Here is a 25,111-nt window from a genome sequence, read left to right as displayed (position 1 = left end):
CGTCAGGCGGCTTTATCGCCCGTTCCCATCGCTTCGTTCTCGACATCGTCAAGCGAGGGCCGATCGTAGTTGGAGATTGTCTTGCGGCCGAATTCCAGCGCCACCTGCGGTAACGAGCCGTTCATGTAGGCGATCAGCGTCTGCTTGGCGACGAAATACAGCCGGATCTTCTTTTCGCGCACGATCTTGATCTTCGTGGCGATCGGGCCGACCACCGCGTAGGACAGGAAGATGCCGAAAAACGTGCCCACGAGCGCGGCGCCGATCAGGCCGCCGAGGACTTCGGGGCTCTGGTCGATGGCGCCCATCGCCTTGACGACGCCGAGCACGGCGGCGACGATTCCGAGCGCCGGCAGACCGTCGGCGATGCCCTGCAGGCCGTGATAGGATTTCAGCTTGTCGTGGCGAATTGTGCCGATCTCCTCCTCCATCAGCGCTTCCACCTCGTGCGGACGCGCATTTCCGACGATGATCAGGCGGCAGTAGTCGCAGATGAAGCTGGTGAGATCCTTGTTGGCCAGGATCAGCGGGTATTCCTGGAAAATCGGCGATTCGTCGGAATTGTCGATATGGCTCTCCACTTCGTTGCGCGGCTTGGTTTTCAGTTCGCGCAGGAGTTGGTGCAGCAAGCCGAGCAGTTCGAGATACTCGTCGCGGGTCGGCACGCCATTCTTGATCGCCTCGAGCGTAGCCTTGCCGCTGTCTTTCACCGTGGACATCGGGTTGGCGACGAGAAAGATGCCGATCGCGGCACCGCCGATGATCACGAATTCGAATGGCTGGACCAAAACCTCCACATGGCCGCCCATGGCCATGAAGCCCCCGATCACGCACCCCAGCGTAACGACCAGTCCAATGATAACGCCCACGGCTTACCCCGCTTGTTTGCCTGCGCGGAAACTAGAGGCCAAACCTTGCACGGGGCTGGCAGGGCGGCTTTGCCTGGCCTGAAACGGCGCGACAGGCTCGCGCAAGGCGCACGCGCTATAGCCGGTAACAGCGCAAATCCGGGGCGAAACCGATGATCAGCACGCTCGTTTCTTACAAGCTTGCCGCAAGCGATATCGACAAGACGATCCAGCGCGTCTCCGAGCAGCCGACCGTTTCACGCGAAGTCGACTATTACCTCGAGAACATCGGCAACGTTAAGTCGATCAAGGACCTCACATCCGACTACCGCCTGTTCAGCTTCGCGATGAAGGCGCATGGTCTTGGCGACATGACGTACGCGAAGGCTTTCATGGAGAAGGTTCTGACGGAAGGCACCGGGGACGGCAGTTTCGCCAACTCGCTGTCGGACAAACGCTACGCCGACTTTGCCGAGACGTTCGACTTTAAGTCTTTCGGCACCGCGGCGACCTCATTTACCAAGACGCAGCAGGGTGTTGTCGACAAGTATCTGCGCCAGACGCTGGAGGAACAGGCCGGCGACGAGAATCAGGGTGTGCGTCTCGCGCTCTATTTCCAGCGCAAGGCCGACAATATCGACAGTTTCTATCAAATCCTCGCCGACCCGGCGCTCTCGCAGGTGGTCCGCACGACGCTCGGCCTGCCTGACTCGATTGCCAGCGCTGATCTCGACAAGCAGGTGGAAATGTTCTCCAAGCGCCTGGATCTGGAAACGCTCGCCGACCCGGACAAGCTCGACAAGCTGCTGGAGCGTTTCACGACCATGTGGGAAGTCAACAATGGAGCTGCGACCCAGCAAGCGACTGGAATTGCGCAGCTCTTCAACACCTCGTCGAACGGCATCAGCCAGGACCTGATGCTCCAGATCGCACAGATGAAGCGGTAGGAGCGGCAATGGAAACGGGGATTTATGTTGGCCTTTCGGCCCAGGTAGCCCGCGAGATGCGGCTGACCACGATCGCTGAGAACATAGCCAACAGCCAGACGGTCGGTTTTCGCGCCGGCCAGATCCGTTTCGAGGAGGTTGTCCGGCAGGTGTCCGGGACAGACGTCTCCTTCGCATCGAAGGGCGTAGAATATCTCGATGCGACCTCCGGCGGCCTGGAACAAACCGGCAATCCGCTTGATTTCGCCGTGCGCGGCGACGCATGGTTCGGCATCCAGACGGATGCCGGAACGGTTGTCACGCGCGACGGCCGTTTCACCATGACCAACAATGGCGATCTCGTTACCCTTTTGGGGCATCCGGTGCTCGATCCTGGCGGATCGCCGATCACGCTTAATCCCGCCGGCGGTGTGCCGGAACTGGGCTCCGATGGTTTCATCCGCCAAGGCGGAAAGCAGGTCGCCGCGATCGGCCTGTTTGCTTTCAAGCCACCGCCGGATTTTCAGCGCTTCGGCAACTCGGGCATCGTTGTGGGTGGTGATCCGGATCCGATTGTTGACGACGGCACTGTCGGAATCGTGCAGGGCCATATCGAGCAGTCCAACGTCAACGCATTGCAGGAAATTACCGATCTCATCATGGTTCAGCGCTCCTTCGAGGAGGCGGCCTCCCTGTCGCAGAGCACCGAAGAATCATTGGGCCAGCTCATTAAGGCGTTCAACGGCGGCTGAGGATCATGAACGCGCTGGTCAGATTGAGGCATGCCATTGATTCCGCCGCCATTGACGCGCGGCCGCTGGAACGTGGCGGAACGGTATCGGCAATCAATCCCAATGTCATCGCCGCCGAGGGCATGGCGGGCTATTCGTCGCTCGGCGACTTCGTGTCGATCGGCCAGGGCCCGCACGCGGCGCGCGGAGAGGTGGTCCAAATCGAGCCGGACCGCATCCTCGTGGCGCCTTGCGAAAACGCGCAGTCGCTCTCCATCAACGATGTCGTGCTGCGCAAGGGGTCGGTCCATGCCCGTCCGGACGAGGCGTGGCTCGGACGCGTGGTCAACGCCATCGGCGAACCCGTCGACGGCAAGGGGCCGCTGATCCCCTCCGCCGACAGGCCCGAGACTGCGGGGCGCCGTTCGCCGCTCATGCGGGCGCGCATCGGCGAACATTTTCGCACCGGGGTTCGCGTCGTCGACATCTTCACGCCGTTATGCGTCGGCCAGCGGTTCGGTGTGTTCGCCGGATCGGGCGTTGGCAAGTCGACGCTTCTGGCCATGCTGGCGCGCGCCAGCGCTTTCGACGTGGTCGTCGTCTCGCTGGTCGGCGAACGAAGCCGCGAAGTGCGCGAATTCCTCGAGGACACGCTTGGGGCGGAAGGGATGAAAAAGGCGGTCGCCGTCGTGGCGACAAGCGACGAGAGCGCGATCATGCGCCGCCGCGCGCCGGACTGCGCCATGGAGGTCGCCGAATGGTTCCGGGACCGCGGCAAACGTGTCCTGCTTCTGCTCGATTCGGTGACGCGTTACGCCCACGCGCTGCGTGAAGTCGCCATTTCCGTTGGCGAGCCGCCGGTTTCGCGCGGCTATCCGGCGTCCGTATTCACCGACTTGCCCCGCCTGCTCGAACGCGCCGGCCCCGGCGGCCCGACCTGCGGGTCGATCACCGCCATCGTCACTGTCCTTGTCGACGGCGACGACCACAACGATCCGGTTTCCGATACGCTGCGCGGCATTCTCGATGGCCATCTCGTGCTGCAGAGATCGATCGCCAATCGCGGGCGTTTTCCGGCGGTCGATCCGCTTTCTTCGGTGTCGCGCCTTGCCGACAAGGCCTGGAACGAGCAGCAGCGGCAACTTGTTTCGCAATTGCGTGCGATGATCGCATTGTTCGAGGAAACGCGTGACCTGCGCATGATGAGCGGATGGCAGCAGGGGGTCGATCCCGAACTCGACCAGGCCGTGCTTGCCGTCCCGCGTATCTACGAAGCCCTCACCCAGTCGCAGCCCAGTTCGCCGGACAGCGATCCCTTTGCCGAACTCGCGGACCATTTGAAGAATGACACGAAAAAATAAGCAGCCTCGCCGGAAAAGGCGCTGGTTCAAGGACATGCAGCCGATCGACTACGTCTTGAGCGCCGTCGGACTGTGCATCGGCACGGCGGCGGCCCTGTTCCCCTGGCATGTCTATCTCAATCCTGATTCCTACGGTCCGCCGCGCATGGCGTTTTCGCGCGGTGGCGTCATACCGGAGGCCGAGATTATGGCTCTTAAATCCGGCAATGCCATTTTTGACCTCGGAACCGGCAAGTTCGTGATGAATGACCGCCGGCCGCCGGCGGTCGATCCGGTCACCACCGGTGAGATCAGCCCGAATGCGGTCTCCGGCGGAGATTTGAAACAGGCGTTTCCCAGCAACGGCGCCCGTTTCGAGGTTCTTGCCGTCGACGCGTCGCGGGCGCTCGTCGGCGATTCGGAAGGCGTCTATCTGATTCGGCCGCGGTCGCGCCTGCCCGACGGCACGCTTGCCGTTGCCTTCGAGCGTGACGACCGCGGTTGGCACATCGTGACGTCGGAAGAAAAGGTCCTGCGCCCGAACTGACCTTGCTCTGATCGTGCCGCGACAAGGCACACGCAAGAAACCGCCGGTAATGTCCCGTCAGAGAAGGGACACGACATGGACGCCGTCAATCTTTTCAAACTGGCCTCGACCCAGGCGAAATGGCTTTCGCTGCGTCAGACCACCGTCGCAAACAACATCGCCAACGCGGATTCTCCGGGATACCGGGCCGTGGACGTCGAGCCGTTCAAGGCTGCGCTCGACAGCGCAACGGTTCGCCTTGGCGCCACCAGCCCGAACCATGTCGGCGCTCAGCCGGAGGGCGCGTCCTTCAAGGTCGTCGATGAAAAGCCCGCAGGGCTTACCACCGCCGGCAAACCGGTGTCGCTGGAAGACGAACTCGTGAAGTCCGCTGAAATCCGCCACGCCTTCGAAACCAACACTGCGATCGTCGGGGCCTTTCACCGGATGATCCTGATGACCGCGAAGGGTTCGTAATGGATTTACTCGATTCCGCCATCAGGGTCGCCGCATCCGGGCTCAACGCCGAATCGACACGTCTGCGGATCGTGTCGGAAAACATCGCCAACGCCGATTCGACGTCCAACATCCCTGGCGGCGATCCCTATCAGCGCAAGCTCGTGACATTCGGTGCCGAGCTGGATCGCGCAACCCAGGCGACAAAGGTCAGCGTCGAATCGATCGGCAGGGACGAAGCCGCTTTCCGGATCGAGTACGATCCGTCGAATCCGGCCGCCGATGACAAGGGTTATGTGAAGTTTCCGAACGTCAACGTCCTGGTCGAGATGGCGGATATGCGCGATGCCAACCGCTCCTATCAGGCCAATCTCCAGGTTCTGAAACAGGCGCGGGATCTCATCTCGATGACGATTGACCTGATGAGGGCGCGTTGATGGATCTCAATCTCGCGCTGGCAAGCATTCGCGGCTTCGATCGGGTCGGCAATTCCGGCGCGGCGAGTGGCGCCGCAGGTGGCGCCGCCGCTCCGGCAGCGCAGACCGGGCCGAGTTTCGCCGATGCGTTGCAGAACGCCGCCGAAACGACCGTGGGCGATCTTCGCAATGCGGAGAAACTCTCCATGCAGGCGCTGACCGGCGACGCCGACATTCGCGAAGTCACCGACGCGGTGATGAGCGCCGAACAGAACCTGCAGGCGGCGATCGCCATCCGCGACAAGATCGTCACCGCCTTTCTCGAAATCAGCCGGATGCAAATCTAAGGAGTAGTCCATGAAGGCCCTGTCCATTGCCGCGACCGGCATGAATGCGCAGCAGACCAATCTAGAGGTCATCGCCAACAACATCGCCAATGTGAACACAACAGGTTTCAAGCGCGCCCGCGCCGAGTTTTCCGATCTGCTCTACCAGAGCGAGCGTCTCGCCGGCACGCCGAACAGCGGCAACCAGTCGATGATCCCGGAAGGGGCGAATATCGGCCTCGGCGTGCGCACGGCGGCGATCCGTAACGTGCACACCCAGGGTGCCCTGACGAGCACCGGCAACAGTTTCGACCTCGCGCTGACCGGCCGCGGCTGGTTCCAGATCGAGGGCTCCGGCGGCGAAACGGTGTATACGCGGGCAGGGGCGTTCAACACCAACGCGCTCGGTCAGCTCGTGACCACCGACGGTTTTCTGGTTTCCCCTGAAATAACCGTTCCCGAGGGCACCGTCGAAGTGATCGTCAACAAAAGCGGCCAGGTGTTCGCACGGCTGGAAGATCAGACAGATCTTCAGGATCTCGGCCAGATTTCGCTTGCGACTTTTGCCAATGACGCCGGCCTCAAGCCGCTCGGCGGCAACCTCTTCGCCGAAACAGCGGCGTCGGGCGCGCCTGTCGCCGGCGTGCCGGGCGATCCCGGTTTCGCGACAATCCAGCAGGGTTATCTCGAGGATTCGAACGTCGATCCCGTCAAGGAGATCACCGAGTTGATCTCCGCCCAGCGTGGCTACGAAATGAACTCGAAGGTCATTCAGGCCGCCGACCAGATGGCAGGCGTCATCTCCAACGGGTTGAGATAAACCGATGAAACGGTGGCTTCACATTGCCGGGATCCTGGTTCCGGCCATCTGCCTTTGGATTTCCGCCGCGCTCGCGACGGAAAATGCGGATGTCGTGATCACCGTCAACCGGGTCATCTATCCCGGCCAGGAAGTGCCGGCCGACGCCGTTGTCGAGACGCCGCTTCGCAGGCCGCTCGCCAATGGCGTGCAGGTCATTCGCGACGCCGGGTCGATTGTCGGCAAGGTGGCCGCAAAAACGATCCTGCCCAATCGCCTCATCGTGCCGAGTGCGCTGCGCGAAGCCTATGCCATCGAGGCGGGAGAAACCGCGACCGTCTATTACCGCAGCGGCGGCCTTTCCATCGTCATGGATGCGGTCGCGCTTCAGTCGGCCGGTTACGGCAAGCCGATCCGGGTTCGCAACACGCTCAGCGGACGGACAATCTCGGGTGTCGTGATGCCGGACGGCACTGTCTCCGTGGAGGCACGATGAGAAGGTTCCTTCTTCTTCTGGCGGCGGCTGTCTGCATCGCCTCGCCGGTTCTGGCGAAGTCGCGCGTCAAGGACATTGCCGTCCTCCAGAGCGCCCGCGACAACCAGCTTGTCGGCTACGGCCTCGTCGTCGGCCTGCAGGGCACGGGCGACGGCTTGCGCAATGCGCCGTTCACCGAGCAGTCGATGCGGTCGATGCTCGACAATCTCGGCATCGCCACGGCGGGAGGCAGGGCCCGGCTGAAGAACATTGCCGCCGTCATCGTCACCGCGAATCTGCCCGCCTTCGTGCGCCAGGGTTCGCGCATCGACGTGTCGGTATCCTCCCTCGGTGACGCGACATCGCTCGGTGGCGGCCAGTTGATCATGACGCCGCTGCGCGGCGCCGATGGAGAAATCTATGCGGTTGCGCAGGGGCCGGTCTCGATTTCCGGTTTCCAGGCACAGGGCGCCGCCGAAACCGTCTCGCGCGGCATACCGACTTCCGGACGCATTTCCGGCGGCGCGATCGTGGAGCGTGAAGTCCTGGCCGAGTTCGACGCCGAGCAGGCGTTGACGCTGCAATTGCGCAATCCGGATTTCACCACGGTGATCGCGGTCACCGACGCGATCAATGCCTACGGCGCCAAGCACTTCGGAATGAAGCCGGCCAAGGAGGTCGATTCGCGAACCATCGCGATCCGCAAGCCGCAGAAGGTGTCTGCGGCGCGTTTCGTGGCAAGCATCGAGAACCTGATGGTCGAAACCGACACGCCGGCGCGCGTCGTCCTCGACGAGAGCACGGGCACGGTGGTGATCGGTGAAGATGTACGGATTTCCCAGGTTGCCATCAGCCACGGTACGTTGACCGTGCGCGTGAGCGAAACCCCGACGATCGTGCAGCCATTGCCTTTCTCGAGGGGGCAGACGGCGGTCGAGCCCAATACCACGATCGATGTCGCGGAAACCGGCACCCAGCTTGCGACGGTCAATGGTACCAATCTGCAAAGCCTGATTGAGGGCCTGAACCGCCTTGGCGTCGGCCCGACCGACATCATCGCAATTCTCGAGGCGATCAAGAGTTCCGGGGCAATGCAGGCCGAGCTGGTGGTGCAATGATCGTGAACCACGCCGAAAAATTGCCGGCAAAAACGGCCCTTTCTTTCGCCGTGGTCATTGCCGGACTGCTGGCGGCCGCCGGCCCGGCTGTTGCCCAGAATCACACCGCGTCGTTGCTCGATTCGCAGCCGCCGCAAGCCAACGCCGACGACATCGAACGCTTCTGCACGAATATCGCCGATCCCGCCCGCGAGAGGCGTTACGCGATCCAGAAGGCCGAACTGCAGTCGCTTCGCGATGAGATCGAGGCGCGCATCAAGGTGCTCGAGGGCAAGCGCGCGGAACTCGAAATGTGGGCCAAGAGGCGCGAAACCTTCTCGGCCGCCGCCAGTGCGGGCCTGGTCGATGTCTATTCCAAGATGCGTCCTGATGCTGCGGCAAAGCGCATGGAGAAACTGCCCGGTGAACTGTCGGCGGCGCTGCTCTCGAAACTCAACGCGCGCACGGCGGGCACGATCCTCAACGAGATGTCGGCGGATCGTGCCGCGATGGTCACGATGATCATGGCGGCCGCGGCGGATAAACAGGAAATTCGGAAATGAAGGCGCTGCCTTTGCTCTTGATCGCGGCCGGTGCCGGCCTTGCCGGTTGCGCCGTTCACCCGCGCGAAATCGGCCAGGTGCCCGCCCTGTCGCCGGTTGGCGGCGATCTGGCCGCCGAACAGCTGATGACCAAGCCGGACGTTTATCCGGCGCGGCCGATGGCGCGTCGCTACTCGACGTGGGACGATCATGCCGCCTCGCTGTTCACGGCCAACCGCGCCGTCCACAAGGGCGATATCGTCACCATCAAGATCGCGATCAACGACCGTGCCAAGCTGGATAACAAGAGCGCGCGCAACCGGAAGTCGACCAAGAAGATCGGTCTCGGAGGCAGCTTTTCCAGCGGAAGCGCAAGCGGAGCCCTGTCGGCCGATGCCAATGTCGATTCCACGACCGATTTTTCGGGTACGGGCGGCACGACCCGTTCTGAAACGATCGATCTTTCGGTCGCCGCCGTAGTTGTGGCGGAATTGTCGAACGGCAATCTCGTGGTACAGGGATCGCAGGAAGTGCGCGTCAACGCCGAAATGCGGGTTCTGACGATCTCCGGAATCGTTCGCCCGTCCGACATAGGGCCCGAAAACACGATCGACTATGACCGGATCGCCGAAGCGCGCATTTCCTATGGCGGCAAGGGCCGGATCACCGAGGTCCAGCAGCCGCCTTACGGTCAGCAGGCGCTCGATCTCTATCTTCCATTCTGACGGCGGGGCGGCTGGCGGCGATGGCGACCATTGAAAATCTCGAGGCAGGCAAGAAGGGGCCGTCCCTGGTCATGTTCCTGGCCACCTGCGCGGTGATCACCCTGGTCGCCGGCGGAGCCGGGTTCGGTGTCAGCGCGACGATGCTGAAGCCCGCTACGATGGCGGGTGGATCCTCCACGGAGCACAAGGTCGAAAACGCGCCCGCCGCGGGACATGGCGCGGCGGCGACCCATGGCGCAACGCCCGCTCACGGAGCGGCGGCGGAACCGCCCGAGAAACCGGAGCACAAGATCGTCGTCGTCGACATTCCACCGATCACGACAAACCTGTTCGATCCACCCGACACATGGATACGCATGGAATTGTCACTCGTCTTCGAGGAGAGCGCCGATCAGGAATTGGCCGAGGCGATCGGTCAGGACATTCTCGCCTATGTCCACACGATGAAACTTTACAATCTGCGTGGCGGCAGCGGCTATCAGCACTTCATCGAGGATCTGCAGGAACGCGCCGCCATTCGTTCGGAGGGGCGGGTGAAGCGCGTTCTCGTGAGGTCGTTCATACTCGAATGAAAAGAGCTGTCTTCCTCCTCGCGTTTGTCCTGACGCTTTTTGCCGTCCCGGCCCTGGCCCAGGATCAGCCAGGATTTACCCTGCCGCAGGGGTTCAGCGGTCAGACCAGCGGCTATATTGTTCAGCTTTTCGGATTGCTGACCGTTCTGGCGATTGCGCCGGGCCTGTTGATCATGGTGACGAGCTTCACCCGGTTCGTGATCGTCTTTTCCATTTTGCGGTCGGGCATGGGACTGCAGACGACGCCGGCCAATCTCGTCCTTGTCAGCCTAGCGCTTTTCATGACGTTTTACGTCATGTCGCCGGTCTTCGATCGCGCCTGGAACGACGGTGTGCAACCGCTGATGCAGGAGCAGATAACCGAGGAGCAGGCACTCGGTCGCATCGCAGCGCCGTTTCGCGAGTTCATGCTGAACAATGTGCGCGACCAGGATCTGCGGCTTTTCTCCGATCTTGCCAAGGAGCGCGGCCAGGATGTCGGCGCCGACCAGACGCTGGACATCCGCATTGTCGTCCCGGCCTTCATGATCTCCGAAATCCGGCGCGGCTTCGAGATCGGCTTCCTTGTCGTTTTGCCGTTTCTCGTCATCGATCTCGTCGTCGCCACCATCGTCATGGCCATGGGCATGATGATGTTGCCGCCTTCGGTCGTCTCCCTTCCGTTCAAGATATTGTTCTTCGTCATGATCGACGGCTGGAACGTCCTGGTCGGAAGCATGGTGCGTTCAGTCGTCTGACACAACGGGCGTTTACAATCCGTTTACCATAGATATTTACTCTTCATTTACCATGATTGTTAGCCAAGCGCGCCGCGTATGGTTAAAAATACTCATTCAATGCTTTTTTAATGTTTCGCCGGCATGTTGCGGCCAGTCACAGTGGCTATCGTTGTGATAGGGGCATGATGCCCGGCTTCTGTACCGGTTGACCCGGAATGTCCCTCCTTTGTTAGTTTTGGGAAAGGGACACTATGTCCAGTATTATGACCAACTCTTCGGCGATGACGGCGCTCAAGTCGCTCGCCATGACCAACAAATCCCTCGAAACCACCCAGGCTCGCATCTCCACCGGCTACGCCGTTGCAGACGCCAGCGACAACGCAGCTTACTGGTCCATCGCGACCACGATGCGCTCGGACAACTCGGCGCTGTCGACGGTCCAGGATGCCCTCGGTATGGGCGCCGCCACGCTCGACGTCGCCTACACCGGCATGGATTCTGCCATCAAGGTTGTCGACGAGATCAAGACCAAGCTCGTCGCCGCAAAGGAACCGGGTGTCGACAAGGACAAGATCCAGTCCGAAATCACCGAGCTGCAAAACCAGCTCGTGGGCATTGCTGCATCCGCGTCGTTCAACGGCGAAAACTACCTCAATACTGCAACCGGCGCGACCGCACCGGGTACCCAGTCTGTCGTCGCCTCCTTTACGCGTGACTCATCCGGTACGGTCTCGATCTCGACCGTCGACATCGATACAACCGCGACCATGCTGACGGACGTGGACACGCCGGCCAATGGCATCCTGTCGAAGGACCGCACCGGCACCAACACCACGACGGTCTCGATTGCCGGCGGCGCCAGCGATATTACGATCAGTGCCGCGACCACGGACGCGCAGCTCGATGACATGATCGAGGTGACGGATGCGGCGCTCACCGAAATGACCGACGCGGCGTCGTCGCTCGGTGCGTCCAAGAAGCGCATCGACATGCAGAGCGACTTCGTCGGCAACCTGATGGACGCCATCGACCGGGGTGTCGGCCAGCTCGTCGATGCCGACATGAGTCAGGAATCGACCAAGTTGCAGGCCCTGCAGGTTCAGCAGCAGCTCGGTATCCAGGCACTGTCGATCGCGAACTCGAACGCGCAGACTGTCTTGTCGCTCTTCCGTTAATAACGGCAGAAATGACAATATTTTTGAACGGGCCGTCCTTGGGCGGCCCGTTCTTTGCATTTTGTTAAGCATTTTCGTTAATTTCTATATGTGTTATTCGCCATTGACGCCCAAGAGGCTCTGGCAAGTGTGATTTGAGTTTTCTTGCTGCGAAACGTTTCGCGCAAGCTTCGGTGCGTAGCCTACCGTTTGGTTATGAGTCCGTGTTCCGCCGAGTGGCCGTTTGTGTGGCCTGGCAATCCGTAAAGTTCGTCGCTGCACGATTGTTCCCGACAGCCGGGAGCAAGGGGTCGTACATGCATGGGCTGGCGGTTGCCCGCACATCCGACGGGGGTTTGGCACTTCGAGTTGCATTCGAATTGAATACGCGAATGGAACGACATACTGGCCGAGCTGCAGGCCAAGCACAGTGGATATCGCATGATAGGGCATGATGCCCAGCCACTGTACCGGCTAACCCGGAATGTCCCTTGTTTCGAGATTTGGAGAGGGACACCATGTCCAGCATAATGACCAACACTGCGGCGATGACCGCACTGAAATCCCTGCAGGCGACCACCAAGAACCTCGAGGTCACGCAAGGCCGTATTTCAACCGGTTACTCCGTCGCGGAAGCCGCCGACAACGCCGCCTACTGGTCGATCGCGACCACGATGCGTTCGGACAATTCAGCGCTTTCAACCGTCCAGGACGCCCTCGGGCTCGGCGCCGGCAAGGTGGATGTCGCCTATACCGCGATGAACAGCGCCATCAAGGTCGTCGACGAAATCAAATCGAAGCTCGTCGCCGCCAGCGAGCCGGGCGTGGACAAGAGCAAGATACAGTCCGAAATCGGCGAACTGCAGAACCAGCTTATCAGCATGTCGTCGTCGGCATCGTTCTCCGGTGAGAACTGGCTTTCGGTCGATTCGGGCTCTGCCAGCTACTCGGCGACGAAGAATATCGTCTCTTCGTTTTCGCGTGACAGTGCCGGAAACGTGTCGGTGTCGACTATTGCGATCGATATCACGTCGACCACATTGTTCGATTCCAACGCTGCGGGAACTGGTATCCTGGACACCGACTTCACCACGACCGGTACCGGCGGAGTAACCGTCTCGGTCTCCACGCTCGACATCACAGCGGCAAACATTGACGATCAGGATCTTGCCGACATGATCTCCAACGTCGATACGGCCTTCCAGAGCATGACGACGTCGGCTTCGAATCTCGGTGCATCGAAATCGCGCATCGACATGCAGAACGACTTCGTGTCGAATCTGATGGACGCGGTCGATCGAGGTATCGGTCAGCTTGTCGACGCGGACATGAGTGAGGAATCGACCAAATTGCAGGCCTTGCAGGTCCAGCAGCAACTGGGTGTCCAGGCGCTTTCGATCGCGAACTCCAACGCTCAGACGATCCTTTCACTCTTCAAGTAGAAATCAGACTGACGGTTCCATTCAAGGGCGGGCTGCCTCCGGGCAGCCTGCCCTGATCTTTTTCCGGCTGTACAAGTCCGGCGATTGTGAAGCCGGATCGGCGTAAAGACACTCTCACACAAGTTTCGCGGTCTATTTCCTGTCTTGGATAGGGAGTCGACGCAGTGCCTGAGCCGTTGCAGCAGATCGTGAACAACCTGACCGCGCTGGGAACACGCAAGCTGGCGATACTTGCCGCGATCGGGCTCTTGGTTGTCAGCGGCGTCGGTCTTGCCGCCTTTTACCTCAATCGCCCCGCCTTCGAACCGATTTACGTCGGGCTGGAACGCGACGACATCACCCGCATGGGCATGGCGCTCGGCGACGCGGGTATCCCTTTCGATGTCAATACTGACGGCACGTCGATTCTGGTGCCGACGGGAAAGACCAGCCGCGCGCGGATGATCCTTGCCGAAAAGGGCCTGCCGAACGGCTCAGGGACCGGCTACGAGCTGTTCGACAATCTCGGCTCGCTCGGTCTGACCGCCTTCATGCAGGAGGTGACGCGCGTCCGCGCCCTCGAAGGCGAAATCGCACGGTCGATCCAGACGATTCGCGGCGTCAAGGGCGCGCGCGTGCATATCGTGCTGGCGGACCGCGGCAATTTCCGCTTTGCCGAGCAGACGCCGACCGCTTCGGTCATCGTGCGTTATGAAGGAGATACCGCGGAATCGAGCGCCATGGCGATTCGCCATCTGGTTGCCGCCGCCGTTCCGGGACTGCAGACGGAAAACGTCACGGTCCTGGATTCGACCGGCCGGCTTCTCGCGGCCGGCGACGATCCGCTAACCAATACGGCGACCAGCAACCTCGGCATCAAGACGACTGTCGAGAGCGAGGTGGCCGACAGCGTCCACAAGGCACTTGCGCCCTATATTGGAGAAATGAACCTCCGGGTCAGTGTCCAGGCCGACATCAACACCGACCAGAAACAGGTCGAGGAAACAATCTACGACCCCGAATCGCGCGTGGAGCGGTCCGTCCAGGTCGTGCGCAGCGAGGATGCCTCCTCTCAGCAGTCATCGGGCGATCCGGCAACCGTCGAGCAGAACCTGCCGCAGTCGCCGCAGGGCAACGGGGCGGCCCCGACATCATCGGATCGCAGCGAGCGCCGCGAGGAAACCACGAATTACGAGATCAATTCCAAACGAATTGCGACCGTTACCAACGGCTATTCGATCAGCCGGCTGTCGATCGCCGTCGTGGTCAATCAGAAACGCATCGTCGAAGCGTTGGGCGGCAACGCCGACCAGGCGCAGATCGACGCCAAGCTTGACGAGATCCGCCAGCTCGCGGTTGCCGCCGCCGGCATATCCAAGGATCGCGGCGATCTCGTCCAGGTGACCGCGGTCGATTTCATGGACGGTTTCGACGGCGTTCCGCTTTCCGAGCCGGGCATGATGGACATGATTGGCGAACACCTCGGCACGTTCATCAATGCCCTTGCATTCATCGCCGCGATATTGCTCGTCGTGTTCCTCGGCCTGCGCCCGCTTGTCAATGTCCTGAAAGGTGGTGCCCCGGCCCAGCAGGAGGCATTCTCCGGTGGCGGCGAACTGCCGGCGCTTGAGGACGCGACGATTGGCGCGGCCTTCGATAGCGACGACATGGGGCTCGCCGCCCTTCCGGGTCTCCCGCCGTTGCCGTCGTCGTCGCAGTCGTCCGACCAGAGCGAGTTGCTGGCCAAGATGCGGCCTTCTCCCGAGGAGCGCCTGACCATGATCGTCGATCTCGACGAGGAGCGCGCCGCGGCGATCCTTCGTCGTTGGGTGAGGCAGGAGGCCGCCTGATTTGAGCCGCTCTGCTCTCCTGCACCTGCTGCCGGATTTCTCGGAGGCGCAACCGCGTCCCGCGCCGAGTCGTGAGCCAGGCTTCGAGCCACTGGTTCACGAGGCGCTTTCGCGGGACGAGTTCACGACCCTTGATATGCCGGCCGGGTTCACCGGATTGAACGCGGATCCGTTTGCCGAACCAGCGGATCCTTTCGCCGATGTCGGCGGCGACACAGGCACGAGTGACCTGGACCTTTCGGACATCGAGGCGGATGCCGACGATTTGCCCGATCCTTTTGCCGGCGAGCCCGGTTTGGATAGCCTCTATGAGTCCGAAGCGGCGTTGCCGCCGGCCGATCTCCTGGATCTGGATCAGGGATCCGGGGGCGCGGAGGATGATGCGACCGCTCATGAAATGCTGGAAGAGGCGCACCGCGCCGAGATCGAGCGGATCGAGGCAGCCCATCGTGAAGCGCTCGATCACCTTGTCACTACGGCGATACCGAAGATCAAGGAAGATGTCGTCGCAGCCATCGCCGCGGACCTTGCGCCGCTTGTGTCCGGCCGTATCCGTGCCGACATCGTTTCGAACACGCTGGACTCGCTGGTCGCGGAAGTTGCCGCCCTTCTCGAGGACACTGACGCTGTCGGTTTCGAACTGCGCGGGCCTGAAGGTCTGTTGTCGGCGTTCATGGACAAATGGTCCGGCGACGCTTCGCAAGTGCGGCTCGTCCCGGGCAGTGATATCGACCTTGTCGCCCGCGTCGAGAGATCCGTTCTTGCCACCCGCCTGTCCGAAATCGACCGACTGCTTCAGGAGGCCATGTCTTGAACAGTCCCGACAAGGTTCAGGAAATCATCATTATCAAGCGCGGCGGCGAAGGCGAAGAAGGCCATCACGGCGGCGCCTGGAAGATCGCCTTTGCCGACTTCATGACGGCCATGATGGCGCTGTTTCTCGTCCTTTGGCTGATCAACGCGGCTAACGAGGAGACCAAGAAGGCCGTCGCCAGCTACTTCAATCCGGTCAAGCTCGTCGACCGGAACCGCAGCGTGAAGGGGCTTCACGATGCCGAGGGCGTGCAGGAAACCGAGGTCAAGGCGCCGAACGAGCAGTTCCCCGAGGAAAAGCCCATAAGCTCGCCCTCCGACAAGCAATCCAAGACCGAATCCCAGTATTTCGCCGATCCGTTCTCTGCCCTCAACGAGATCGCCGCGCACCAGGCGCCGGGCGAACTGCGCGCGATCGAGGAGCAGGGCGGCCGCAACGGCAACGATGCCATCAACGACGCGGCGGGCGGCGAAGCCTTCATGGATCCCTTCTCGCCCAATTTCTGGAACGAAGAGGTTCGCCCCTCCAACAACAGCGGACAACTCGCCGGCCGTTACGAGACCGATGGGCAGGGCGAAGTCGCCGACAAGAACAAGACGGCCCCCGCCGCGATCGGCAAGGGCGGCAAGGGAAGCGACAGCGGCAATGCTCACGCCGGCGATCAGGCGAGCGGCAAGGAAAATTCGGGCCAGATGAAGACCGGCGAGATGAAAGCCGGTCAGGAAGGCATGTCTGTCGCGAAGGTTGTCGCGGGGGCGGAAGATCCGGCAAAGACTGCGGCCATCGCCAAGGATGCGCAGGACAAGACCAGCGATGCCGCGAAACTGGAGCAGGCGGTAGCTGAAGTCCGCAAGGCCGAGGCCGTCGCGGCGGCGGCCGAGCAGATGCGCGAGAAGATCACCGAGAAACTCACCGAAGCCTTCGGCGAGGGGTCGAAATTGGCCGGCGAGTTGACTGTTGTCCCGTCCGGCGACGAAATCCTCATTTCCCTGACAGACGCCTTCGACATCTCCATGTTCGAGGTCGGTTCGGCGATTCCTTCGCATGATCTCGTCATCGCGCTGGAAAAGATCGGTAACGTGCTTGGCGAGCAGAAGGGCGGGATCCGCATTCGCGGTCACACGGACGCACGCCCGTTCCGGTCCAAGGATTACGACAACTGGCGCCTGTCTGCCGCCCGTGCCCAGTCGGCCTATTACATGCTGTTGCGCGGCGGCATGGAGGAAACCCGCGTGCGCGAGATTTCCGGCTTCGCCGACCGCCAACTGCTGGTTCCCGATGAACCGCTCTCACCGAAAAACCGCCGCATCGAGGTTCTCGTCGGAGTAAACACGTGATGAGCGCGTTGCGGCCAATCCTGGTGACCTCGGCGGTGTGCAGTCCGTTGCTTCTGCTTGCGTCCGGCGTGCACGCGAGCGGACTTGACACCGAGCCGTACAAGCTCGTGCGTTCGCTGCAGCGCGTGCAGGACGAGATCGCCGACGGTGACAAGTCGGCGCTTGGAATGCAGCGCGAGCTCACCAGGCTGATTGACGAAAGTTTCGCCAAGCTCGACCGTTCCGAATTTACCGACCCGAAAAACGCCAGGGCGCTGATCTCCTACGCGATGCTCGGCGGAAATCCGGCGACGCTGGAAGCGCATCTGACGGATCTCGGCCACAAGGAAGACGAGTTCGTTCGACTCGCTGTGGCGATTCTCATGTACCAGAAAGGCGGCGCCCGGGTTGCGGAATCGCGGCTGAAGAACGCCGATCCGTTGAGAGCGGGCGGGCTGTTCGGCGCTTCGCTTGCACTGGTCCGCGGCCTGGTAACGCGGGACGACGACAAGGCGCGCGCCGATTTCGACACCGCACGGCTCCTCGCGCCCGGAACGCTGATCGAAGAGGCTGCGCTGCGTCGCCTGATGACCATCCACAGGCGCCGTCAGGATCCGGTGTCCTTCCTGCGCGTATCCAGCCGCTACGCGCGTCGCTTCGTTGCCTCGCCCTACGCCATGCAATTCGCGCAGGAGTTCATTGCCGGCGTCATCGCGCTGGGCGAATGGATGGACATGGCGAGCGTCATGGAGGTCATAGAGTTCATGCCGGAACCCTATCGCAGCGCGGTGACCGTGCGCCTGATGCGAACGGCGACAGTGGAAGGCAAGTCCGAACTGGTCAGGCGCGTCGCCGAGTTGACGCCGGCGCAAGACAGCGAGAACACGGACGAATCACAAGCGGTCGATCCCGAAATCGATGCCCGCCAACGATTCTATACTCAGATATCCCAAATCACCTCGGAAAACGTTCGCGAGGTCGCCAACCAGTTGCGGAATATCGATACCAAACCGCTTGCCGAAGGCGATCGCGAACTCCTGCGTGCCGTTCTCGCCGTCGCCAATGCGGTCACCGATCCGAAAGCCACGGTTCCCGCCGGGATGGCAACGCCGGCCAATGGCAGGCGCGAAAGCATTTTCCACGATGCGCCAAAGCAGCAGACAGAGCCCGTTTTGAACGATTTCGAAGATTTTGTCGGCGGCACCCGCGAGGCGCTGCAGGGCGTCGACAAGTTGCTGGAGGGTATCCAATGATCAGCAATGCCGTTGCGGCCGCCGTCGCCGGTCCCGCGTCATCGCCCAAGGGGCCTTCCGGTCACGCCAGCGAGAAGGCGCACAGCGCGTTCAAGGAAGCGCTCGACCGGACCGGGAACAACAGCGCGCAGGAGGACAAGCAGGAAACGCGGGAAACCGGCGGAAAGGCGCATTCGGTCATCGCCGATGCGCGCTGGCGCGGCGCGGTCCAAAAAAATGGCGAAGACGGAACGAAAACTCCTGTAGGCGAAGACGCGGAGACTGCACCGAAGCCGTCCGGTGATGACACGGACGCCGCTGCCGGAAAGGAACCGTCGGACATTTTGCATGCCGGTCGCGTTACCGCCGGGGACACGGCTTCTCCGGACAATTCGGGCGATGAGGGAAGCGAGGATGCTTCGTCACGCGAGACGGGCAGGGACGAAACCGACGCGCGGGATGTCCGGCCGGACGCCGCCGGGGTGCAAAATGCGGGTGCCGCAGCCGTTGCGCAGGCCCGGCCGGCGGCGAATGCCGATACGCGCAAGGAAGGCGATCGCGATAACCTGGCTGCCGCGAAAGCCGCCGGAAATGCCGATACCGCGCAGGCGGCGGCAGGCTCTGCCGGTGCGGCGGTCGCCGGCGGGGACGAACAGCCCGCCATCGCGATGCAGGCGGTCGTGTCCGAAGACAGGAAGAAAGCCGGTGACGGCGCACCGGTCGTCGCGCCGGTTGCAGGTGACAAGGCGCGCATGGGCCCCGTTGAGCGTCCGGCGGGCACGGTCATTCCCGCCCGGGCGAGCGAACCCGGCACGCGTGGGGAACGAGGCAATGCCGACGAAGCGCTTTCGGGCGCCGAGGAACGGATGCCTCGCCCGGTCCCGGCGAACCCGACCCCGTCGGCCGAAACCGCCAGGCCGGTCACGGTCGTCGGAGCCGGTCAGCAACCTGTAGCAAATCCCGAAACGCCGGCCGGCCGTCAGGTTGTGGCCGCGGTTACAAGAGATCTCGAGGACCTGTCGCCGTCGCGGCTGGTGCTTACGACTGGCACATCCCAGGGCGGTACGGTCAAGACGATGCGGCTGCAACTCAACCCGGCCGAACTCGGTGTCGTGCATATCCGGTTGCAGTCCGTGGATGGCGAATTGCGGGTGACGATCCGCGCCGAATCCGACAAGACCGCGAAAATGCTTTCCGGGGATTCCGATGCGATCAGGTCGGCATTGCGCGCAGTGGGTATCGCCGCGCCGGATGTTTCGGTTGCCACAAACCGGTCCGATACGGCGCAGCAGCAGGCGCACAATGCGCCGAACCGCGAAGCGCCGGGGCAGCAATTCGGGAGCCAGGAAAACCGCGGAAATACGCCCAACGAATCAAGGCAGAACTATCGGGAATTAGCGTCCAATGACACCGCGCGCACTCCGGCACATGGCAATGACACTGGCGATGGCGGCCTTCGCCGTGATGGCCGGGTCACCATTTGACGCTGCTCGGGCGTCCGGAATTCAGCATCAGGGCATATGTGAACGCTATTTGGCAAAGGCCGCACGCAAATATGACGTGCCGATTGGCGTGCTTTATGCGGTCGGATTGACGGAATCGGGTCTCAAGGGCGGTTTGCATCCCTTCGCGATGAACATCGAAGGCGAAACAAAATTTCCCGACACGGTTGAAAAGGCAATGCGCGAATTCGAGGCAGCGCGCAGGCGGGGTGTCCGTTTGATCGACGTGGGTTGTATGCAGATCAATCAGTATTACCATCGCGACAAGTTTCCGTCCGACATTGCCATGTTCGATCCGGCCCGCAATGTCATGTACGCCGCTTCATTTCTCAAATCCCTGAAAGAACAATACAAAACCTGGTCTATGGCGGTCGCCCGGTATCATGCGGGCCCGGATAATAACCGCGCTCAGAAGCAGTATGTCTGCCGGGTCATCCGCAATATGGTTGCCACCGGCGTCGGAAACTGGACCCCGGCTGCGAAAAGTTTCTGCAACTCTTAATTGTTTTCGAGTGTAGCGGTTTTCTCGGTTGCGAGCGCCCGCTTTCAGATGATTCGCCTTGCCTCACAATTTAGTTAACAAAGCAATATGTGACTTATTGCGATTGTGGACAGATTCGCCCTTTCGTTAAGCCGGAGGTGCCGAACAATGAAGTGATTCGGGCGGGGGTTAACAAATGATAGTTGTTATTGATGACCGCGACCTTGTTCAGCAAGGTTTCAGCGGCATGTTCCAGCGTATTGGTTACCCTGTATTTGGAGTATCGGGAAAAGAACTTCCGAATTGGCTTGATTCAATCTGCACTAATGAGATGGAATCTATAGAAGCTTTTCTTGTCGGGCAGACCGAAGGTGAATCCTGCCCGGTGAACCAGATTCGCCAGGTGACGAAACTACCGGTGATTTCCGTCCTGGAGCAGAATTCGCTACCGGAAATACTGCGTCAGTTCGAAGTGGGCGCCGACGATGTTGTCCGCAAGCCGGTTCACGTCCGCGAAATCCTGGCGCGGGTCACGGCGATCAAGCGCCGGCGCGATACGAGCCGTTCCGTATTCGAACTCGACCGGTTGCGTGTCTTCACCGACGGACGCGATCCCGAAATCGACGGAAACAGTTTTCCGCTTCCGCGCCGCGAACGCCGTATCCTGGAATATTTGGCATCCAACGGTGACCGCCGCGCAACGCGTAGCCAGATCTACAACGCCGTTTACGGGCTCTTCGAGCAGGACGTCGAGGAATGCGTGATCGAGAGCCACATCTCCAAATTGCGCAAGAAGCTGCGCAAGGTGCTCGGTTACGAAATCATCGATTCCAAGCGTTTCCTCGGCTACCGGCTCGAGGCGAAGGTCGAGACAGCCCGTGCCGAGACGACCGCGAAGGACGCCGGCGCGCGCGCAACCGGGGGCAGGTTCGGACAAGATTTGGAGGCTACCGTAGGCTGATATCGCAACAGGAGGGATTTCCTCATGAGCCTTTATGGTATGATGCGGACCGGCGTATCCGGTATGCAGGGACAGGCGAGCAAGCTGTCGACCATCGCCGACAACATCGCCAACGCTAACACCACCGGCTACAAGCGTTTCGGTATTGAGTTCTCGACCCTTGTCGTCAATGGATCTTCCAGCAGCTACAATTCCGGCGGCGTGGTCACTTCGGTGCGGCAGGCGGTTTCGCAGCAGGGCGTTCCGCAATACACGACCTCGGCGTCCGATCTCGCGATCGACGGTGACGGCTTTTTCGTCGTGCAGGACGCAGACGGCAATTCCTTCCTGACCCGCGCCGGCTCCTTCGTGCCGGATGCCGATGGCCGCCTCATCAATGCGGCCGGCTACTACCTCGCCGGTTACAGCTACGCCAATGGCGAGCCGTCCGTCGTGGTGAACGGGTTTGACGGACTCGAGCCCGTCGTCGTGACATCCAACGATCTGACGGCGGCGCCTTCGACCGAGGGCGTGTTTGCGTCCAACCTCCCGGCCTCGGACGAGATCGTCACTGGCACCTTGCCGTCGGCCAACGCTCTGGGCAGCGAATATTCGCAGAAGACCTCGATGGTTGTCTACGACAACCTCGGTTCGGAAGTCATTCTCGACATCTACTACACCAAGACGGCGGCCAACACGTGGGAAGTCGCCGTGTTCGATCAAGCCGATGCGGCGGCCGGGACGTCGTTCCCCTATGCGGCGGGTCCCCTGTCGACCGAGACGATCGACTTCGATCCGGTTAGCGGCGATCTTGACGGCGCGAGCCCCAGTTCGATCGTCGTCAACGTCCCGGGCGGTCAGGCGCTTACGATCGACATGTCCGACATGACGCAGCTCGCTACGGACTTTCTGGTCTCGGACACCGATGTCAACGGCAACGCGCCCGCGACCATCGATCGTGTCGACTTTTCCGCCGACGGTACGGTGTACGCCCAGTACAGTGACGGGTCGACCCAGGCGCTGTTCCGCATTCCGCTCGGCGCCGTCGCCAGCCCGGACCAGATGACATCCATGTCGGGAAACCTTTTCCAGACGACGGATCTCTCCGGCGAGGTTCGTCTCGGATTTGCGGACAGCGGCAGCAACGGATCGATAGTGTCCGGCGCCCTCGAAGGTTCCAACGTCGATATCGCGGAAGAACTGACCGAGATGATTCAGTCGCAGCGAAACTACACTGCAAATTCCAAGGTCTTCCAGACCGGGTCCGATCTCATGGACGTGCTCCTCAACCTCAAGCGCTGATGTCGAATGACCAAGCTCTTCGCGCATAGACCAACCCGGACCCGGCGGTTGCCGGGCAACCGGCTGTATCGGACGGCTTGACGATGTCACTCACGGCGGCAATCAGAACTGCGCAAAACTCTCTGCTGAACACTGCGCGGCAGACGGTTGTGACGTCCCGGAACATCTCCGAGGCGTCCAACGAGAATTATGTGCGCCGCGATTCAATACTCGTCAGTACCGACAGCGGCGCGCGCGTCGTCAATGTCCGCCGCAACACCAATGAGGATTTGCTGCGCGACAGCCTCCTCGCCAAGTCGGACAGCAAGGCCCAGACGATCATTTCCGAAGGGACCGACAGGCTGCAGCGGCTGGTCAACGGCATCGACAATGTGACCGCGCCGGCGACGCTTATCGCGTCTTTCGAGGACGCGCTTCAGCTCTATTCTTCGGACTCGTCGAACACGCTGCTGGCATCCTCGGCTGTCGACCACGCAAAGGAGCTTGCAAACGGCCTGAACGGCGCATCGCTCGCCATCCAGGAATACCGTGGCGAGATCGACCAGAATATCAGCGAGTCGGTCGGAAATCTGAACGATCTCCTGGCGAACTTCAAACAGGTGAACGACGAGGTCGTGCAGGGTACGGTCGTCGGAGCGGACGTTAATGACGCGCTTGACCAGCGCGATTCGCTGCTCAAGCAGATTTCGGAATATGTTTCCGTCTCGGTCCTCCAGCGGAAAAATAACGACTATGCGCTTTATACCAGCCAGGGTGTCACCCTGTTCGAGACCGTGCCGCGAGCGGTCACCTTCGACCCGCTGACATCGTATTCTCCCGGCGTGACCGGCAATCCGATCCGGATCGACGGCGTTCCGGTCATCGGCGGCGATGGCGCCAATACCAATTCGACCGGTTCGCTCGCGGCGATGGTTCAGATGCGTGACACGATCGCCGTTCAGTTGCAGAGCCAGCTCGACGAAGTCGCGCGAGGGCTGGTCACCACATTTGCCGAAAGCGACACCACTGGCGGCGGCCTGCCGGATCTCGCCGGCCTGTTCACCTATTCCGGCGGCCCGGCCATTCCGGCAAGCGGTACCATCAGCACCGGCATTGCCCTCACACTCGGTGTGAACGGCGCCTTCGATCCGTCGGTTGGCGGTAATCCGGAACTGCTGCGTGACGGCGGAGCGAACGGCATCGCCTATGTCTCCAACACAACGGGTGGATCCGGCTATTCCGATCGGCTGATCAACTATGTCGAGGCGATGAGCAATCCGTTGCCGACCGACATTAGTGCCGGCATCGCGGGCACCTATTCGGTTTCGGGCTACGCGGAATCGTCGCTGGGCTGGCTGGAGTCGACGCGCAAGACGGCCTCGGAGGCTGCGGACGGCAAGAACGCGCTGCATGAAAGGCTGCAAAACGCCCTGACCTCGTCGACCGGAGTCAATATCGATGAAGAGATGGCGATCCTGATCGATCTCGAACAGTCGTATCAGGCTTCGGCGCGTATCGTCAGCGCGGTCGACGACATGCTCAAAGCGCTCTTGCAGTCGGTGGGGTAACGGATGAAGACGTCTCCGATATCCACACTGGCGGTTTCGCTTGCGCTGCGTAACTCCACTTCGCGCATGCAGGAAACGCTCCCGCGCCTGCAACAGGAGATGGTGACCGGCAAGTATGCCGACAGTGGCCTCGCGCTCGGTTCGGAGAGCCGTAAGCTGATCTCCTTCCTCGGTGACGTCGATCATACGGGCCGTCTTATGGACACGAACGCCCAGGTGCAGACGCGGCTCACGATGACCCAGGAAAGCATGAGCCGCATCAATACGCTCGCGTCCAACCTGATGAACGCGGTCGGTATCGTCATGGGCGACAACAACCAGTATCCGACCGCGCAGCAAACCGCGAAAAATGTCGTCGCGGAGACCTCGTCCATTCTCAACACCCAGATCAACGGTACGTTTCTGTTCGGCGGAGTGAATACCGACAACCAGCCGATCGCCGATTACGACACCGGTGGCGGCAAGGCCGCTTTCGACGCCGCTTTTCTCGGTTATTTCGGTTTCGACAAGAACGATCCGGCCGCCGCCAACATCACCCGAACCGACATCGAAAACTTCCTCGAGACCGCGGTGAAACCCTTGTTCCTCGGCGCGGGCTGGACCGCGAACATGTCGTCCGCGACCGACGAGGTGATCAAGTCGCGAATTTCACCCGAGGTGACCGCCGATACCTCCGTCAGTGCCAACGAGAAACCATTTCGGGAACTGATGATGGCTTCCGTCGTGGCGACCGAACTCTTCGACAGCAATTTGGGTGGCGAAGCGAAGGAGGGCGTCTCGAATTTTGTCATTTCGCAATCCGGATCGGCCACGGGCGGCATGACGAAACTTCAGGGCCAGACAGGTCTCGTTGAAGAACGGTTGAAGCGCGCAAACGATGCGCTTTCGGCGCAGAAGTCGTTGCTTGAAACGTTTGCCAGCGACCTGGAATCGGTCGATCCGTACCAGACGTCGATCGAACTCAATACGCTGCTGACGCAGATTGAGGTCTCCTATTCAATCACGTCGCGGATCCAGAATCTTTCGATCATGGATTACCTGTAATTTAGGGCTT

At 61.2% G+C, this 25,111-nt stretch carries 27 protein-coding genes; 26 read left to right on the top strand and 1 reads right to left on the bottom strand.

Annotated features, from left to right (window positions below; translation table 11 throughout):
* Nucleotides 1-2: 2 nt before the first annotated feature.
* Nucleotides 3-869, bottom strand: a complete 867-nt coding sequence (gene motA / locus IG169_RS20405) for a flagellar motor stator protein MotA (protein WP_193178109.1) — start codon at nucleotides 867-869, stop codon at nucleotides 3-5.
* A 152-nt stretch (nucleotides 870-1,021) separates the two neighbouring features.
* On the opposite strand from motA, the gene IG169_RS20400 reads away from it, so the two are divergent.
* The 26 genes from IG169_RS20400 to IG169_RS20275 all read left to right on the top strand — a co-directional run bounded on the left by IG169_RS20400 (nucleotide 1,022) and on the right by IG169_RS20275 (nucleotide 25,101).
* Nucleotides 1,022-1,795: a DUF1217 domain-containing protein gene (locus IG169_RS20400; RefSeq protein ID WP_193178108.1), complete on the top strand. Its 774-nt coding sequence runs from the start codon at nucleotides 1,022-1,024 to the stop codon at nucleotides 1,793-1,795.
* Between the two features lie 8 nt (nucleotides 1,796-1,803).
* Nucleotides 1,804-2,526 (top strand): flagellar basal-body rod protein FlgF, encoded by a 723-nt coding sequence (flgF, locus tag IG169_RS20395; RefSeq protein WP_193178107.1) that lies wholly within the window; start codon nucleotides 1,804-1,806, stop codon nucleotides 2,524-2,526.
* Between the two features lie 5 nt (nucleotides 2,527-2,531).
* A complete protein-coding gene (locus tag IG169_RS20390) occupies nucleotides 2,532-3,866 on the top strand; it encodes a FliI/YscN family ATPase (RefSeq protein ID WP_193178106.1) in 1,335 nt (444 codons plus the stop codon).
* Entirely contained in the window at nucleotides 3,850-4,392 is a 543-nt protein-coding gene (locus IG169_RS20385; RefSeq protein ID WP_193178105.1) for a hypothetical protein, read from the top strand. Before IG169_RS20390 ends, IG169_RS20385 begins: the two co-directional genes overlap by 17 nt.
* Nucleotides 4,393-4,467: 75 nt before the next feature.
* On the top strand, nucleotides 4,468-4,848 hold the full coding sequence (locus IG169_RS20380) for a flagellar basal body protein (RefSeq protein ID WP_193178104.1): 381 nt from the start codon (nucleotides 4,468-4,470) through the stop codon (nucleotides 4,846-4,848).
* Nucleotides 4,848-5,264 (top strand): flagellar basal body rod protein FlgC, encoded by a 417-nt coding sequence (flgC, locus tag IG169_RS20375; protein ID WP_193178103.1) that lies wholly within the window; start codon nucleotides 4,848-4,850, stop codon nucleotides 5,262-5,264. Before IG169_RS20380 ends, flgC begins: the two co-directional genes overlap by 1 nt.
* Nucleotides 5,264-5,590, top strand: a complete 327-nt coding sequence (gene fliE / locus IG169_RS20370) for a flagellar hook-basal body complex protein FliE (protein ID WP_193178102.1) — start codon at nucleotides 5,264-5,266, stop codon at nucleotides 5,588-5,590. The genes flgC and fliE overlap by 1 nt, the downstream gene beginning before the upstream one ends.
* 10 nt (nucleotides 5,591-5,600) lie before the next feature.
* The gene (gene flgG / locus IG169_RS20365) at nucleotides 5,601-6,389 is read left to right on the top strand and encodes a flagellar basal-body rod protein FlgG (RefSeq protein WP_193178101.1); all 789 of its coding nucleotides are present in this window, start codon (nucleotides 5,601-5,603) and stop codon (nucleotides 6,387-6,389) included.
* A gap of 4 nt (nucleotides 6,390-6,393) precedes the next feature.
* Complete coding sequence (gene flgA / locus IG169_RS20360) at nucleotides 6,394-6,864, top strand: flagellar basal body P-ring formation chaperone FlgA (protein WP_193178100.1); 471 nt, start codon at nucleotides 6,394-6,396, stop codon at nucleotides 6,862-6,864.
* On the top strand, nucleotides 6,861-7,961 hold the full coding sequence (locus tag IG169_RS20355) for a flagellar basal body P-ring protein FlgI (RefSeq protein ID WP_193178099.1): 1,101 nt from the start codon (nucleotides 6,861-6,863) through the stop codon (nucleotides 7,959-7,961). Before flgA ends, IG169_RS20355 begins: the two co-directional genes overlap by 4 nt.
* Nucleotides 7,958-8,503, top strand: coding sequence for a MotE family protein (locus IG169_RS20350; RefSeq protein ID WP_193178098.1), 546 nt, complete (start codon nucleotides 7,958-7,960; stop codon nucleotides 8,501-8,503). The genes IG169_RS20355 and IG169_RS20350 overlap by 4 nt, the downstream gene beginning before the upstream one ends.
* On the top strand, nucleotides 8,500-9,207 hold the full coding sequence (gene flgH, locus IG169_RS20345) for a flagellar basal body L-ring protein FlgH (protein ID WP_193178097.1): 708 nt from the start codon (nucleotides 8,500-8,502) through the stop codon (nucleotides 9,205-9,207). The genes IG169_RS20350 and flgH overlap by 4 nt, the downstream gene beginning before the upstream one ends.
* 20 nt (nucleotides 9,208-9,227) lie before the next feature.
* Complete coding sequence (locus IG169_RS20340; protein WP_193178096.1) at nucleotides 9,228-9,779, top strand: flagellar basal body-associated FliL family protein; 552 nt, start codon at nucleotides 9,228-9,230, stop codon at nucleotides 9,777-9,779.
* On the top strand, nucleotides 9,776-10,516 hold the full coding sequence (gene fliP / locus IG169_RS20335; RefSeq protein ID WP_193178095.1) for a flagellar type III secretion system pore protein FliP: 741 nt from the start codon (nucleotides 9,776-9,778) through the stop codon (nucleotides 10,514-10,516). The genes IG169_RS20340 and fliP overlap by 4 nt, the downstream gene beginning before the upstream one ends.
* Before the next feature lie 233 nt (nucleotides 10,517-10,749).
* Nucleotides 10,750-11,673 carry a flagellin N-terminal helical domain-containing protein gene (locus IG169_RS20330; RefSeq protein ID WP_193178094.1) on the top strand — a complete coding sequence of 308 codons (924 nt, stop codon included), beginning with the start codon at nucleotides 10,750-10,752 and terminating at the stop codon, nucleotides 11,671-11,673.
* Between the two features lie 497 nt (nucleotides 11,674-12,170).
* Entirely contained in the window at nucleotides 12,171-13,094 is a 924-nt protein-coding gene (locus tag IG169_RS20325) for a flagellin N-terminal helical domain-containing protein (RefSeq protein ID WP_193178093.1), read from the top strand.
* Nucleotides 13,095-13,258: 164 nt separating this feature from the next.
* Complete coding sequence (fliF, locus tag IG169_RS20320) at nucleotides 13,259-14,923, top strand: flagellar basal-body MS-ring/collar protein FliF (protein WP_193178092.1); 1,665 nt, start codon at nucleotides 13,259-13,261, stop codon at nucleotides 14,921-14,923.
* A gap of 1 nt (nucleotide 14,924) precedes the next feature.
* Complete coding sequence (locus IG169_RS20315) at nucleotides 14,925-15,737, top strand: hypothetical protein (RefSeq protein WP_193178091.1); 813 nt, start codon at nucleotides 14,925-14,927, stop codon at nucleotides 15,735-15,737.
* A complete protein-coding gene (locus IG169_RS20310) occupies nucleotides 15,734-17,074 on the top strand; it encodes a MotB family protein (RefSeq protein WP_193178090.1) in 1,341 nt (446 codons plus the stop codon). The genes IG169_RS20315 and IG169_RS20310 overlap by 4 nt, the downstream gene beginning before the upstream one ends.
* The gene (locus IG169_RS20305) at nucleotides 17,074-18,306 is read left to right on the top strand and encodes a hypothetical protein (protein WP_193178089.1); all 1,233 of its coding nucleotides are present in this window, start codon (nucleotides 17,074-17,076) and stop codon (nucleotides 18,304-18,306) included. The genes IG169_RS20310 and IG169_RS20305 overlap by 1 nt, the downstream gene beginning before the upstream one ends.
* Nucleotides 18,303-19,769, top strand: a complete 1,467-nt coding sequence (locus IG169_RS20300; RefSeq protein ID WP_193178088.1) for a flagellar hook-length control protein FliK — start codon at nucleotides 18,303-18,305, stop codon at nucleotides 19,767-19,769. Before IG169_RS20305 ends, IG169_RS20300 begins: the two co-directional genes overlap by 4 nt.
* On the top strand, nucleotides 19,720-20,289 hold the full coding sequence (locus tag IG169_RS20295) for a transglycosylase SLT domain-containing protein (RefSeq protein WP_428982274.1): 570 nt from the start codon (nucleotides 19,720-19,722) through the stop codon (nucleotides 20,287-20,289). The genes IG169_RS20300 and IG169_RS20295 overlap by 50 nt, the downstream gene beginning before the upstream one ends.
* Before the next feature lie 175 nt (nucleotides 20,290-20,464).
* A complete protein-coding gene (locus IG169_RS20290; protein WP_193178086.1) occupies nucleotides 20,465-21,229 on the top strand; it encodes a response regulator transcription factor in 765 nt (254 codons plus the stop codon).
* A 24-nt stretch (nucleotides 21,230-21,253) separates the two neighbouring features.
* On the top strand, nucleotides 21,254-22,510 hold the full coding sequence (locus IG169_RS20285; RefSeq protein WP_193178085.1) for a flagellar hook protein FlgE: 1,257 nt from the start codon (nucleotides 21,254-21,256) through the stop codon (nucleotides 22,508-22,510).
* Nucleotides 22,511-22,593: 83 nt separating this feature from the next.
* Complete coding sequence (gene flgK / locus IG169_RS20280) at nucleotides 22,594-24,057, top strand: flagellar hook-associated protein FlgK (RefSeq protein ID WP_193178084.1); 1,464 nt, start codon at nucleotides 22,594-22,596, stop codon at nucleotides 24,055-24,057.
* Nucleotides 24,058-24,060: 3 nt separating this feature from the next.
* Nucleotides 24,061-25,101, top strand: a complete 1,041-nt coding sequence (locus IG169_RS20275) for a flagellar hook-associated family protein (RefSeq protein WP_193178083.1) — start codon at nucleotides 24,061-24,063, stop codon at nucleotides 25,099-25,101.
* Nucleotides 25,102-25,111: the final 10 nt, after the last annotated feature.

The organism is Oricola nitratireducens, assembly GCF_014904745.1.
GTDB classification, from domain to species: domain Bacteria; phylum Pseudomonadota; class Alphaproteobacteria; order Rhizobiales; family Rhizobiaceae; genus Oricola; species Oricola nitratireducens.
The sequence above is the reverse complement of the archived record's forward strand: the minus strand, read 5'-3'. Positions and strand labels throughout refer to the sequence as shown.

Bases quoted from the DNA above. Each gene is read 5' to 3' on its own strand.
- IG169_RS20325 (WP_193178093.1), top strand. From the start codon at position 12,171: ATGTCCAGCATAATGACCAACACTGCGGCGATGACCGCACTGAAATCC.
- IG169_RS20330 (WP_193178094.1), top strand. From the start codon at position 10,750: ATGTCCAGTATTATGACCAACTCTTCGGCGATGACGGCGCTCAAGTCG.
- IG169_RS20290 (WP_193178086.1), top strand. From the start codon at position 20,465: ATGATAGTTGTTATTGATGACCGCGACCTTGTTCAGCAAGGTTTCAGC.
- IG169_RS20305 (WP_193178089.1), top strand. From the start codon at position 17,074: ATGAGCGCGTTGCGGCCAATCCTGGTGACCTCGGCGGTGTGCAGTCCG.
- IG169_RS20355 (WP_193178099.1), top strand. From the start codon at position 6,861: ATGAGAAGGTTCCTTCTTCTTCTGGCGGCGGCTGTCTGCATCGCCTCG.
- IG169_RS20300 (WP_193178088.1), top strand. From the start codon at position 18,303: ATGATCAGCAATGCCGTTGCGGCCGCCGTCGCCGGTCCCGCGTCATCG.
- flgA (WP_193178100.1), top strand. From the start codon at position 6,394: ATGAAACGGTGGCTTCACATTGCCGGGATCCTGGTTCCGGCCATCTGC.
- IG169_RS20285 (WP_193178085.1), top strand. From the start codon at position 21,254: ATGAGCCTTTATGGTATGATGCGGACCGGCGTATCCGGTATGCAGGGA.
- flgK (WP_193178084.1), top strand. From the start codon at position 22,594: ATGTCACTCACGGCGGCAATCAGAACTGCGCAAAACTCTCTGCTGAAC.
- IG169_RS20295 (WP_428982274.1), top strand. From the start codon at position 19,720: ATGACACTGGCGATGGCGGCCTTCGCCGTGATGGCCGGGTCACCATTT.
- flgF (WP_193178107.1), top strand. From the start codon at position 1,804: ATGGAAACGGGGATTTATGTTGGCCTTTCGGCCCAGGTAGCCCGCGAG.
- IG169_RS20275 (WP_193178083.1), top strand. From the start codon at position 24,061: ATGAAGACGTCTCCGATATCCACACTGGCGGTTTCGCTTGCGCTGCGT.
- IG169_RS20400 (WP_193178108.1), top strand. From the start codon at position 1,022: ATGATCAGCACGCTCGTTTCTTACAAGCTTGCCGCAAGCGATATCGAC.
- IG169_RS20350 (WP_193178098.1), top strand. From the start codon at position 7,958: ATGATCGTGAACCACGCCGAAAAATTGCCGGCAAAAACGGCCCTTTCT.
- flgG (WP_193178101.1), top strand. From the start codon at position 5,601: ATGAAGGCCCTGTCCATTGCCGCGACCGGCATGAATGCGCAGCAGACC.
- IG169_RS20340 (WP_193178096.1), top strand. From the start codon at position 9,228: ATGGCGACCATTGAAAATCTCGAGGCAGGCAAGAAGGGGCCGTCCCTG.
- IG169_RS20390 (WP_193178106.1), top strand. From the start codon at position 2,532: ATGAACGCGCTGGTCAGATTGAGGCATGCCATTGATTCCGCCGCCATT.
- flgC (WP_193178103.1), top strand. From the start codon at position 4,848: ATGGATTTACTCGATTCCGCCATCAGGGTCGCCGCATCCGGGCTCAAC.
- fliE (WP_193178102.1), top strand. From the start codon at position 5,264: ATGGATCTCAATCTCGCGCTGGCAAGCATTCGCGGCTTCGATCGGGTC.
- flgH (WP_193178097.1), top strand. From the start codon at position 8,500: ATGAAGGCGCTGCCTTTGCTCTTGATCGCGGCCGGTGCCGGCCTTGCC.
- IG169_RS20380 (WP_193178104.1), top strand. From the start codon at position 4,468: ATGGACGCCGTCAATCTTTTCAAACTGGCCTCGACCCAGGCGAAATGG.
- IG169_RS20385 (WP_193178105.1), top strand. From the start codon at position 3,850: ATGACACGAAAAAATAAGCAGCCTCGCCGGAAAAGGCGCTGGTTCAAG.
- fliP (WP_193178095.1), top strand. From the start codon at position 9,776: ATGAAAAGAGCTGTCTTCCTCCTCGCGTTTGTCCTGACGCTTTTTGCC.